Here is a 13,146-nt window from a genome sequence, read left to right on the forward strand (position 1 = left end):
TGCCTTCTTACTACGTTTGCTGAATGCCGGATGGAGTCGGCACTGAGCAAACTCTGTCAATCCGCTGATGAAACCAGATGGGCCTGTGGTGATGGCTACGGGCGGTAGCATGGGGAAACGGCGGCTGCAGGAATTGAACATGAATACGTCAAGAAGGGACATCTATGACCGTAAACCACCCCGCGGCGCTGCTGCGCCGTCTTAACCCTTTTTGCGCACATGCGCTGGAAGCGGCCGCATCACTCTGCCAGACCCGTGCGCACGTAGAGATCACCATTGAGCACTTACTGCTGAAACTCCTGGAGCAAGGGGAAGGTGATCTCACCGTTATCTCCCGGCGTTATGAATGGGACCTGGACAGTGTCTGGCAGTCTCTACTGACGCATCTGGCAACCCTTCCACGCTCTGTTCATACTCGTCCACACTTATCTGATCAACTCATCACACTGCTGACTCAGGCATGGCTAATTGCCTCTCTTGAGGTTGATGCTCCGCAAATCCGCAGCCAGCACCTGCTGATGGCGCTGACAGAAAAACCTGCGTTACTGGCGGCCAATGATCTGTGGATCCTGCTCAGCCTCGGGCGTATGCAACTGGAACGGCTACGTCCCTTGCTTGATGCGCAATCGGAAGAAAACCCGGGGCGGCAACGTCAGGTCAGTGAACCGCTTATGGCTGATTTACCCGGCATTGCTGCAAATGAGCCAGGTTTAACCGAAAATGGAAGCAGTGCTAAACACGACGATCAACACCGCGTCGTTCTGGATCGCTTTACGGAGAATCTCACGCAGAAAGCGCGTGATGGTCGCATCGACCCGGTATTTGGCCGCGACACGGAGATCCGCCAGATGGTCGATATTCTCTCCCGACGCCGCAAGAACAACCCTATCCTGGTTGGCGAACCCGGCGTGGGCAAAACGGCGCTAGTGGAGGGACTTGCGCTGCGTATTGCAGAAGGCAATGTGCCGGAGAGTCTGAGAAAGGTCCACATCCATACTTTGGATCTGGGTCTGTTGCAGGCAGGAGCTGGCGTCAAAGGTGAATTTGAACAGCGGCTAAAAAACGTTATTAATGAGGTACAAAAATCACCGGAACCCGTGCTGCTGTTTATCGACGAAGCGCATACCCTCATTGGCGCGGGGAATCAGGCGGGCGGCGCAGATGCGGCGAACCTGTTGAAACCTGCATTAGCCCGGGGCGAGCTGCGTACCATTGCGGCTACAACCTGGAGTGAATACAAGCAGTACTTTGAACGCGACGCCGCACTGGAGCGTCGTTTCCAGATGGTGAAGGTGGACGAACCGGACGACGCTACAGCCAGTCTCATGCTCCGTGGCCTGAAAGCGCGCTATGCGCAACATCATGGTGTGCACATCACGGACGACGCGGTTCGTGCGGCGGTAACACTTTCCCGACGTTATCTCACTGGACGCCAGTTGCCGGACAAAGCTGTCGATCTGCTGGATACGGCTTCCGCCCGCGTGCGTATGAGCCTCGATACATTACCGGAACCCTTAACGCATATTCGTGCTTCACTCACCGCGCTGGCCCTGGAAAAACAGGCGTTACAGGATGATAGCACGGTGGGGGACTATTCTTGTGGTGAACGGCTTGCGGCTATCGAGCGGGAAGAGAACGCCTTGATCGTGCAACTCGATACCCTTGAAACCCAGTATCAACAAGAGCAAGACCTTAACCGACAACTGCTGGCCTGTCGCAGCGACCTCTCGCGTCAGGCGGATATTGTCGCTTTACAGTCACAGCTTCACCTTGTGCAACATTCCAGGCCGCTGCTGGGGCTGGACGTTGATGCCCGAACCGTTGCCACAGTGATTGCCGACTGGACAGGGGTTCCGCTCTCGTCATTGCTGAAAGATGAGCAGACGGCGCTGTTAAGCCTGGAAGAGAATCTCGCAACACGGGTCGTGGGCCAGGATGCCGCGCTGGGTGCTATTGCCCGGCGATTACGTGCCGCGAAAACCGGTCTTACGCCAGAAAACGGTCCTCAGGGCGTCTTCCTGCTGACGGGGCCAAGTGGTACAGGTAAAACGGAAACCGCGCTTGCCCTTGCCGACACCCTCTTCGGCGGCGAGAAATCGCTCATAACTATCAATCTTTCCGAATATCAGGAACCCCACACCGTCTCTCAGCTTAAAGGTTCTCCCCCCGGTTATGTGGGGTATGGGCAAGGCGGTGTACTGACCGAGGCTGTCAGAAAGCGTCCCTACAGTGTGGTGTTGTTGGACGAAGTAGAAAAAGCGCACCGCGATGTAATGAACCTGTTCTATCAGGTTTTTGACCGGGGATTTATGCGCGACGGTGAAGGGCGTGAAATTGATTTTCGCAATACGGTCATTCTGATGACCGCCAATCTCGGCAGCGAGCATGTGATGCAGTTGCTGGAAGAGCAGCCTGATGCCACGGAAAGCGAGATGCAGGCATTGCTCCATCCTCTCTTGCGCGACCATTTCCAGCCCGCATTGCAGGCGCGTTTCCAGACGATCATTTATCGCCCACTCGGCCCTGCCGCGATGCGTATCATTGTGATGATGAAGCTGGAACAGGTTATTCGTCGCCTGCGTGAACACTACGGCATGGAAACCGAGGTGAGTGAAGACCTCTATGACCAGCTCACCAGTGTATGTTTGCTGTCTGAAAGCGGCGCGCGCAATATCGATAGCCTGCTCAATCAACAAATTTTACCCGTACTGAGCCAGCAGTTGCTGGCACATCAGGCCGCGCAGCAGAAACCTGTACATTTGAGACTGGGCTGGAATGACGATGAGGGTATTTCCCTTGAGTTTGACCTGGACGCAGGAGGCACCGCATGAACGCGCTCAGTTTTGACCACGCCCACCACAAATTAAAAATTCGAGGCCTGAGCAGCCCGCCTGATGTGCTCTCCTTTGAAGGCCGCGAGCATCTGAGCCAGCCGTTCTGTTACGACATTCAGTTCACCAGCCGTGATAAAACCCTGGAGCCGGAAGCGGTGCTGATGCAGGACGGCGCGCTCAGCCTCTGCGCCCCGCCGGTTCAGGGGATGCCGGTACAGGTGCCGCTGCGCACCCTGTATGGCGTCATCACCGGCTTTAAACAGCTTTCCACCTCGCGCGATGAAACACGCTATGAAGTGCGCCTTGAGCCCCGGCTGGCGCTGCTCGCCCGCAGCCATCAGAACGCCATTTACCAGAACCAGAGCGTGCCGCAGATTGTGGAAAAAATCCTGCGTGAGCGCCACGGGATGCTCGGCCAGGACTTCGTATTCACCCTGACGGGGGAATATCCGTCGCGCGAACAGGTGATGCAGTTCGGCGAGGACGACCTGACGTTTATCTCCCGGCTGCTGTCGGAGGTGGGGATCTGGTTCCGGTTCAGTACCGACGTGCGGCTGAAAATCGAAGTCATTGAGTTTTATGACGACCAGAGCGGCTATGAACGCGGCCTGATGCTGCCACTGCGCCACCCTTCTGGGTTGAGCGACAGCGGCACGGAATCTGTCTGGGGGCTGAACACGGCATATCATGTGGTGGAAAAAAGCGTCACCACGCGGGACTACAACTACCGTGACGCGACCGCCGATATGACGTCGGCGTTTGATGCGACGGGCGGGGACAGCACCACCTGTGGCGAAGCCTGTCATTACGCGGACAACTTCCTGACGGCAGGCGACCCGGACACACCGGAAAGCGGGGCGTTTTACGCGCGTATCCGCCACGAACGTTACCTTAATGGCCGGGCCATTATGCAGGGGCTGAGCACCAGCGCCCTGCTGATGCCGGGGCTGGAGATAAAGGTACCGGATGAGGACGCTCCGGCGGTGTTCCGCAGGGGCGCATTGATAACCGGGCTGACCGCCAGCGCGGCGCGAGACCGCAGTTATGAACTGACGTTTACCGCCATCCCGTATTCGGAACGTTACAGCTTTCGCCCGGTGCGCATCGCGAAACCGGTGATGGCCGGAACGCTGCCCGCGCGGGTGACCAGCACAACGGCAAACGACATCTACGCCCATATCGATAAAGACGGGCGCTACCGGGTGAACCTCGATTTTGACCGCGAGGCCTGGAAGCCGGGTTACGAGAGCCTGTGGGTACGGCAGTCCCGCCCTTATGCAGGTGATACGTACGGCCTGCATCTGCCGCTGCTGGCGGGCACGGAGGTCAGCATCGCGTTTGAGGGAGGCAACCCGGACCGGCCCTATATCGCCGGGGTGAAGCATGATTCCGCCCACACAGACCATGTGACGATTCAGAACTATAAACGCAACGTGCTGCGCACCCCGGCAAACAACAAGCTGCGCCTCGATGACGAGCGCGGCAAAGAGCATATCAAGGTCAGTACGGAGTACGGCGGCAAGAGCCAGCTCAATCTCGGCCATCTGGTGGACGCGGGAAAACAGCAGCGCGGGGAAGGTTTTGAGCTGCGCACGGACATGTGGGGTGCCATCCGGGCGAAAAAGGGGATATTCATCAGCGCCGACGGTCAGGAGCGGGCGCAGGGGCAGGTGCGGGAGATGGCGGCCATTATCAGTGAGCTGAACAGCCTGAGCGACAAAATCAAGAAACTGTCTGATGACGCGGTGACTGCCAGTGCGGAGTCGGCAGATATGGCCGCGCAGGTTGCGTTAATCGCTAACCGGATAAGCGAGCTGACGGCATCAGTCATCCTGATGCACGCGCCAAAAGGTGTTGCGCTGGCAAGTGGTGAACATATGCAACTGGCGGCAGTAAAAAACCTCCAGATAAACGCGGGGAATAACATCGATATCGGTGTTGTAGGAATATATTTATCGGTGTGGGGCAGGCTCTGAGTGTATTTGTACGCAAAGCGGGGGATTAAGCTGTTTGCCAATAAAGGTGCGATCTCACTACAGGCGCAGAACGACCTGATGGAATTACTGGCGAAAAAATCGATAGAGATCACCAGTACGGAAGATGAGATCACTAATCCTATCCCTACATATGAGCAGGTGTGGAATTGGAAGAAAAACATAGATGGAGGCTCTGACCTATATATACAAAAAAGGAAAAATGATCAAAATTATCTCGGTAAGGATGGGAGAACTTATACAGAAGAGCAATTGCAACATGAAACAATTAGCCGTTGGAATGGTGGCGCATACCATGAATGGAATGAAAGTGAGCAACAATGGCAAAGGAAGAGTAACATTTTGTGTGATTCTCAAACAGGAAATATAGGATGGGATACTACAAATCCATCAAATCAAGATAGAACAGAAGAAGAATTACATGATCGGGATCATGAGCAGTACAGTATGGGAGGTACGGGACAGGATGATGAGCATCCGTGGCGATATTCTGGGATTTGCTATGCGGATCATGTCGTTGATTAACATTGTGTTTTTTTTTATAAATACTCAAATGGCATATTCAAGAAATGCCCATTCTCTGCAGGTATTATCTGATGTTGATCCTGTACTGAATTTTTTTTCATTAGAAAATAATTTATTTTTGGTTAATACAAGAGATATTTTTTTCTATAAAAAGATCGGCACTGTCAATGGAATACGCTATTTTGTCTTTTTTGAAAAAAAACCGAGTAACGTTGGCACACCTGAGGGGTTCTGTGGATCTGGTAATGAAATTTGGCTGAATCTTTATAAAGTAGATGAAAAAACCAGTACTTTTATTGACCAGGTTTTGATCAGCAGTTGTAAGGAAAGCTTTTCAATGGATAGTTTGGAATCTGGAGCGGGAAATAGTGAAAGTGATTATAGCTCTTTTTCATGGAATTCATTGGGGTTCAATATTAAATGGTTTTCTAAATATGACCAGAAAGGGATGGTTGTTGATAGTACAAATTATATAATAGAGAGTGAAGGTCTGTCTAAAAAAGATATTCTTCGTCTTATGATTTATGAAAGATAATTATGACTGTTTTAATTATTATAGGGCTGTATTTGGCAAGGGTAATTTTTTATAGTTTTCATTGTCTTTTTTTCTATTGTTTTTTTAATGACGAAATTATATAGCGCAGGGTCATGAAAAGGAAAGGGTGTTATTTATGGTGATGCAAAGAGGTTTGGTGGGAGAGTATGTTTATCAGATTTTTTTTGATTGAAGATAATCATAGTGGTTTTTATATAAGAAGTAGGTGAAATTTACATAGTAATAAGTAGGTGTGATTTTTATTTTAATGGGTATTGTATGTGGTTGATATGTTTTTTTTGTTTTTTTATGATTATTTGAAATAAAAATGGATATTATTATGTCGGTTCGTCTTAATACTATTCCTGATGCAAAGGATTACCCCAAAAAAACTGGTTGTGTTAAATGGATAATGGTTTCTCTGTTGCTGCCACCTACAGTTTTAGTGTCAGTGTTTCTTCCATTTAGAAATGAATTTGCAATAAGTGGTTGGTGCTTTTGGGGGGAGGTTTCCGGTATTTTCATTTTTATATGGTCACTCGCCGTATCAGTCTATTGGTTGGTTTTTATAACACAATGTATCCGAGTGGATGCGTGGAATAAGCGTCGTGAAGAAGTGATTTTACGGGAAACTCAACGGGGGCGACGTGCGTTGCAAATATTAAACCTTTCTTTGCACACGGCAATGAACGGTGATTCTTTAGTTGAAACCACGATGAACTTTTTGACCCGCCAGTCGCGGTTAAGTACTTATTCTGTGCTGCGTGGTGAAAATATGGTTCGCCGTAGTGTAATTCCAGTGTTAACGGATCAACCCATAACCAGTCGTTTACCGGAAATTATTTCCCGTCTTTTCAGTGACATCAAACCCCAACTATGTCGATTACCCGATGATTTTCACATCAACGTTTTTTTTGAGATTAATACATCACTATCCGTGCCAATTGTTATAGATATCTGCAAGGACGAGTGGCAAAAAGCCGGATTTTCCAGAACATGTTTATTTTCAAATTCTGCGAGGGGATTAGCTGTCATAGACGACTGGCTTGATAACGACATTCACAAAAAAGCTGTTTTGCTGGTTATTTCCTTACATTTGGAACCAGAGCAACCAGAACTCACTGCTGAGTCTGCCTGCGCTTTGTTGATGGCTAACAGGTTAACTCAACAGGCAATTACACCACTGGCACTGTTGCATCGCCCTGAGCGACTTATTGACACAACCGCCATGGTCGAAGGGATTAAACAGGCGCTTGACTGGATGCCTGTAAAACCTGATGCCCTGTCGGGTACGTGGACTGCGACGTTGAATGCGGAACAGCGGGTTGCCTTGCTGTCACTTAACGAGCCATTTATTCAGGAAGCTTCGCTCTATGAACTTGACGCTTTTCTGGGGCGTTCAGACATGGCTGCACCGTGGTTATCAATCGCAGCTGCCACACTGGCAGCCATGCATTTACACCAACCCCAGTTGGCGCTTAGTGGCGAACAGGGCGGGGATTCTTTGTGGGCGGCGGTGGTATCACCGCATGCTTTAGCTCAGGAGGCATCATAGTGGTTACGGAATTAAACCGTCTTCGGCCTCGTTCGTTCTCTCGGCCGATAATGTTTTTCACCGTTACGGTAGTCATTGCGTTATGTACGTTAATTTACCGTAAACCTATGCTCGTGGGAGTCGCGCCGGGCAGCCTACAGCAGACATACTGGATGGCGGGTGTGATTGCGGGCGGCCTGATTTTTCTCATCATTATGGGCGCTTACAATTTGTTAAACCGCCACTCGGCTATACAAGATTTTGAAATTCGCAGACAGCTTGCTGCCGGGGATGACTATCGGCCTGTGACGGAGAAAAAAGTAGATAATTGTAATCCGGTATGGGGGGAAATGGCTTCTTTCGTACGCACCCGCTACGGCTTCTTCTGGCGCTATAAAATCCGTCTGCTCCTGATTATCGGTGAGCCCACCGAAGTGGAATCCATCGCACCGGGTTTAACAGAACAGCACTGGCTTGAAGGCGACGGTATCGTACTGAACCATGGCGGCAGAGCGTTAGCCGAACCGGATGCCGAACTGTTGGCGTCATTGCGAAAGCTGCGCCGCCACCGCCCACTGGATGGGGTTGTCTGGCCGCTGACGGCGAAACAGAGCCAGCAGAGTGCGCAAATGGATAAGGCCTGGCGCGGGCTGACCGACAGCGGAAAACGACTCGGGTTTCAGGCCCCGCTCTATTTATGGCAGATCTGCGACGATGGCGGTTATCAGACCGAACGCACTATACAGGCGGTGGGATGCCTGCTGCCTGAACATTGCACGGCAGAACACCTGGCTTCCATGCTGGAAGCGCAAACCCCTCAACTGACAGAGCAGGGGATGCAGCAGTTACTGCGCGATAATCGCCACGATTTCCTGTTGCGCCTGGCACATTCCCTGCAAAAAGAGGGCGTTGCTCACTGGCAAAACACATTGAAACCTCTGTTGTCGGGCGGAGCATATTCCCTCTCATTACGTGGCCTGATGTTCAGTCCGAAGCATGTGGCCGGAGCAGATACCGCGTCTCATGCCTGGCTCCCCTCTCCGGTATGGGCGGGTATTACGGATGATAAGGTCCGGGGTCGTAAGGTGGGATTCCCGTGGGCACATGCAATGATGGCAATGCTGGGCATAATGGTGATGGTGTGGGGAACCGGGCTTCTGACGTCTTTTCTGACCAACCGCATGTTGATTCAGGATACCGCCTCGCAGACAGCGCACGCACTGAACACTCGCCTGCCGCTTTCAGAACAACTGATAGCACTGCATACATTACAGAACGAGCTGGAGCGCCTGCAATACCGCGTTCGCCACGGTGCGCCGTGGTATCAGCGTTTCGGACTGGAGCGTAACACGCAATTGCTTGATGCGGCATTTCCCGGTTATGCGCAGGCTGCCAGCCGCCTGGTGCGCGATGTGGCGCTCTTACACCTGCAACAGCAGCTAAACGCCTTTGTCGCCCTGCCTCCTGACAGCCCTCAGCGGACGGCAACAAGTGAGCAGCGATATAAACAGCTTAAAGCGCTGCTGATGATGTCCCGTCCGGAAAAAGCGGATGCGGCTTTTTTCAGCGCCACGTTGATGGGCGATGGTCTGCGCTATCCAGGGGTGGCGGAAGGTCTCTCGCAGAGTATCGTCCCTTCGCTACTTGCCTTCTGGGCCACGAATCTGGCTGAACATCCGCAATGGAAGGCGGCGTTGCAACCGGAACTGACCGCCACCGTGCGAAAAATCCTGCTGCGCCAGATTGGCGTACGCAATGCGGAAAACACGCTCTACCAGAATGTGCTGAAACAGGTTTCCCGAAACTATGCAGATATGACGCTGGCGGATATGACCAGCGACACCCAGGCCGATGCGCTTTTTAGTACTGAACAGATCGTACCGGGGATGTTCACCCGCCAGGCGTGGGAAGGGCAGGTAAAAGAGGCGATAGAGCAAGTTGTGGCGGCCCGACGCGAAGAAATTGACTGGGTGCTCAGTGATCGCGAGAAGGGCGCGTCATCCGATGTATCGCCGGAGACGCTACGCGCCCGACTCACTGAGCGTTACTTCACCGACTTTGCCGGAAGCTGGCTCTCTTTTCTTAACAGCCTTCGCTGGAAAAAGGAAGGCACGCTGTCCGGTGTACTCGATCAACTGACACTCATGGCTGATGCTCACCAGTCGCCGCTCATTGCCCTGATGGATACGCTGGCGTGGCAGGCGGCAACGGGGCGACCGAACCGTGGATTGTCAGATTCATTGACGACATCGGCAAAGGCGCTCTTTAACGGCGAAGATCAAGGCCGTCAGGATGAAACGCCTCCCGGCCCGCTGGATAAAACCTTTGCCCCGCTGCTGCGGCTGACGGGGGAACGCGCTGCCGGTAGCGGAGACGCGACGCTGAGTCTGCAGACTTATCTGACGCGCGTTAGCCGTGTGCGGCTCAAACTGCAACAGGTCATCAACGCCCCGGATCCGCGGGAAATGACGCAACAACTGGCGCAGACGGTGTTTCAGGGTAAAACCGTCGATCTTACTGATACCCGCGACTATGGCCGTCTGGTTGCCGCCAGTCTCGGAGAGGCATGGAGCGGCTTTGGTCAGGCGCTGTTTGTTCGCCCGGTTGAGCAGGCATGGCGACAGGTGCTGACACCCGCGGCAGACAGTCTCAATCGGCAGTGGCAGCGTGCCATTGTCAGCCAGTGGGAACAGGATTTCGCGGGGCGCTATCCCTTTAGTGCCACGCAGAATGATGCCTCGTTGCCTTTGCTGGCGCAGTACCTGCGCGACGGTGGCCGTATCCATCAATATCTTGCCACGCACCTTGGTGGCGTGCTGAGACGCGAAGGGCGAGACTGGGTGACCGATGCCACGAATACACTGGGTTTGGTAGTAAATCCGGCGTTTTTGCGTTCCCTGAATCAGCTTGGCGATATCACGGATGCCGCCTTTGCCAGCGGAGATGCCGGAATACATTTTGATCTGCGCGCCAAACCCGCGCGTGATGTGATGAAAACGCAGCTGACGGTTGACGGGCAAACACTGGAATATTTCAACCAGAAGGAGCGCTGGCAGCGCTTTAGCTGGCCTGGTGAGCAGTGGCACCCCGGTGCGTCGCTGAGTTGGACCAGCACGCAGAACAGCGAGCGTATTCTGGCAGATTACCGGGGAAGCTGGAGCCTCATCCGCTTACTGGAACAAGCGGAAGTTACACAACTGGACAGCAGCAGCTATAAGGTGCTGTGGCGCGCCCCGGACGGCCTCCCGTTGCATTACCTGATGCGCGTTGAGCAGGGAAAAGGGCCGATGGCACTGCTGGCACTGAGAAATTTTCGCCTGCCACAGCAGATCTTCCTGACCGGGAACGTCATGGCAGAGTCGCAAGAACAGGGAGAGCACGAGGATGAGTGAGTTGCTACAGCAGTTAACCCGTAGCTGTTTTAGCGATGGCGATGTCCTGCAGGCCGCGCGCGAGCAGACCGCGTTATGGCAGAAATGGTTATTGCCAGTAAAAGAAGACGCACCCGTTGGCGAAGACCCGGGCTATCACGACGATTTTCTGCTTATGCGTGATGAGATGAACAAGCTGTCGGGCGCAGACACCGCATTGATTTGTACGCTGGCGGAATCCCTCATTCTGACACAGGCAAAAGATCTGCGTATCGTGACCTATTACATCTGGGCACGGCTACATCGCGACGGCGAGCGTGGCTTAGCTGAGGGGCTGGCGTTGCTGGCCGGGCTGGTTGAACGCTTTGGTACCGCGCTACTACCCTCCCGCCCGTCGAGCCGAAAACTGGTGCTTGAGTGGGTGGCCGGAGACAAAATTCTTGATAGTCTGGCGCGATTTCCGGAAGTGGCAAAGGCGGATTTTTCCAGGATCGTCGCCGCGCTGAATTTGCTATCAGTATCATTTGCGGCATGGACAGAAGACCAACAGCCGCCTTCGCTGATGCCGCTTATTCACGCGCTCGAGTCACGTCTGGCACAATCGGGCGGGATGAATGCCGTTGTACCTCAAAATAGCGCGGCCCTCTCGCCGCCTGTCGCTTCTTCCCTTATCGACTCGCCATCGTTGCAGGTTATTCATTCCGGACGCGATTTGCTGGATCAGGCCAAAACGCTGTCCCGTTACCTCAATGAACAGCCCCGGGGCTGGCTGGCGGCACATCGCCTGATGAAAACCATGCGTTGGGACACCGTTCATGAGCTTCCGCCCGATGTCGACGGCAAAACGCGGCTGTCTCCACCGCGCACGGAATCGCGTAATCAACTTAAGCGATTGTATACACAGCAGAACTGGACAGAACTCCTGGAACAAGCCGACCGGATGTTCGGCGAAGGTGTATGTCACTTCTGGCTGGATATTCAGTGGTATCTGCACCAGGCGTTAGGCAAGGCAGGGCCGCCGTGGGACAGGTGGACATCTGTTGTCCGTCAGGATCTGGCGTTGTTGCTGGAACGGTTGCCTGGGCTGGAGCAGCTTGCATGGAGTGACGGTAGCCCGTTTGCGGATGACGTAACGCGAAGCTGGATTGCACAGCAGGTTATACCGCAGGATGACGGGGCATGGCTGGCAGGCGGGGCGGCTCTCTCTGGCGAATCCTCCCACGATGATCTTTTGGCGCTGGAACCTGAAGCGCAGGAGCGTGCCGACAGTGAAGGGGTCGACGCCGCGCTGGGCTGGCTCCAGTCACGTCCGGGGATTGTTACCGCGCGACAGCATCTGCAATTGCGTTTACTCATGGCCCGGATCGCGGAGCAATACGGCAAAACAGAGATGGCGCTGTTGCTGTTAGATGAACTGGACGGGAGTTCGCAGGGGCTGACGCTGGCCCAATGGGAACCCGAGCTGATCTTCGAGATCAAAGCCCGGCAGTTGAAGCTGCTGCGTTTAAGGGCACATCGCTATGCGGATAAAGCGCTGCTGGCGCGAAAAATGGAAACCCTGCTCGGCACGCTGGTGGCGATAGATCCCGCACGTGCTGCCGTATTGTGCGATTCGCAACATAAGGATTGAAGACGATGGGACGAGGCTATTTTCTGGTCAGAGGTGATATAACCACCTGTGGCGGCAGGATCATTGAAGGCGCGGATGACCATGCCATTATGGGCATACCTCAGGCACGCGATATGGATAGAGTGACCTGTGGCAGATATCCAGGAATGTTTATTATCGTAGGAGGCGTTCCGCAGACAGATATTCACGGCCGGCTGATGGCAGGAACTCTGGACAGTAAAAGCTCCTGCCCATGTCAGTCACGATTTATCGCGTCGATGATGAATGATGTTTATGAGACGGATGTGAAGGACGGAATAATAGAAGTAAAACAGCCCAAACCATTAACCGAAGAATATCATTACGCACAGCCTATGATATGTATGATGACAAACTGGATTCATTTCCAAATATGTCAAAGTTAGATATATTAAGATATTTGGTTACAGATGAAGGAACGGTTCACTTTGCTGCCTTGATGATCAAAAAAGCGAAAGATATTATGAATAGTTACATAATTGATTTACCTCAAAGAAAGCAGGAAGCCATTTTAGTGACATATTTTAAACAAGGGGACAAATATCGTAGAAAATTTATATCAACATCACTTAAAAATAACCCGGAAGCCAGGATAAAACCTGGGGAAGGCTGCAGGACTTGTTTTCAGAGGAAAAAAATATCCGATGCTATTGGTGTGAAAATTAAAGATTTTAGCGTAACGCAGAAAACATCATAATTTTATTC

6 protein-coding genes and 2 pseudogenes are annotated in these 13,146 nt (G+C 52.8%); all 8 read left to right on the plus strand.

The window, feature by feature from the left end; genetic code table 11:
- The first annotated feature begins 164 nt into the window (after nt 1-164).
- The gene (gene tssH / locus IP582_RS04425; RefSeq protein ID WP_193795180.1) at nt 165-2,831 is read left to right on the plus strand and encodes a type VI secretion system ATPase TssH; all 2,667 of its coding nucleotides are present in this window, start codon (nt 165-167) and stop codon (nt 2,829-2,831) included.
- Nucleotides 2,828-4,942: pseudogene (locus IP582_RS25270) on the plus strand (type VI secretion system Vgr family protein); the annotation flags it as partial. The gene tssH and the pseudogene IP582_RS25270, both read left to right, overlap by 4 nt.
- 352 nt (nt 4,943-5,294) lie before the next feature.
- Complete coding sequence (locus IP582_RS04440) at nt 5,295-5,888, plus strand: hypothetical protein (protein WP_193795181.1); 594 nt, start codon at nt 5,295-5,297, stop codon at nt 5,886-5,888.
- Between the two features lie 340 nt (nt 5,889-6,228).
- Entirely contained in the window at nt 6,229-7,443 is a 1,215-nt protein-coding gene (locus tag IP582_RS04445) for a hypothetical protein (protein ID WP_193795182.1), read from the plus strand.
- Nucleotides 7,443-10,814, plus strand: a complete 3,372-nt coding sequence (locus tag IP582_RS04450; RefSeq protein ID WP_193795183.1) for an ImcF-related family protein — start codon at nt 7,443-7,445, stop codon at nt 10,812-10,814. Before IP582_RS04445 ends, IP582_RS04450 begins: the two co-directional genes overlap by 1 nt.
- Nucleotides 10,807-12,423: a type VI secretion system protein TssA gene (tssA, locus tag IP582_RS04455; RefSeq protein WP_193795184.1), complete on the plus strand. Its 1,617-nt coding sequence runs from the start codon at nt 10,807-10,809 to the stop codon at nt 12,421-12,423. The genes IP582_RS04450 and tssA overlap by 8 nt, the downstream gene beginning before the upstream one ends.
- Before the next feature lie 5 nt (nt 12,424-12,428).
- Nucleotides 12,429-12,737: pseudogene (locus IP582_RS04460) on the plus strand (PAAR domain-containing protein); the annotation flags it as partial.
- A gap of 77 nt (nt 12,738-12,814) precedes the next feature.
- On the plus strand, nt 12,815-13,138 hold the full coding sequence (locus IP582_RS04465; RefSeq protein WP_193795185.1) for a hypothetical protein: 324 nt from the start codon (nt 12,815-12,817) through the stop codon (nt 13,136-13,138).
- Nucleotides 13,139-13,146 lie beyond the last annotated feature (8 nt).

The organism is Citrobacter sp. BDA59-3 (genome assembly GCF_015167655.1).
GTDB lineage: Bacteria > Pseudomonadota > Gammaproteobacteria > Enterobacterales > Enterobacteriaceae > Phytobacter > Phytobacter diazotrophicus.

Coding starts and splice junctions, on each gene's coding strand:
- IP582_RS04440 (WP_193795181.1), top strand. CDS start 5,295: ATGATGAGCATCCGTGGCGATATTCTGGGATTTGCTATGCGGATCATG.
- tssA (WP_193795184.1), top strand. CDS start 10,807: ATGAGTGAGTTGCTACAGCAGTTAACCCGTAGCTGTTTTAGCGATGGC.
- IP582_RS04445 (WP_193795182.1), top strand. CDS start 6,229: ATGTCGGTTCGTCTTAATACTATTCCTGATGCAAAGGATTACCCCAAA.
- IP582_RS04465 (WP_193795185.1), top strand. CDS start 12,815: ATGTCAAAGTTAGATATATTAAGATATTTGGTTACAGATGAAGGAACG.
- tssH (WP_193795180.1), top strand. CDS start 165: ATGACCGTAAACCACCCCGCGGCGCTGCTGCGCCGTCTTAACCCTTTT.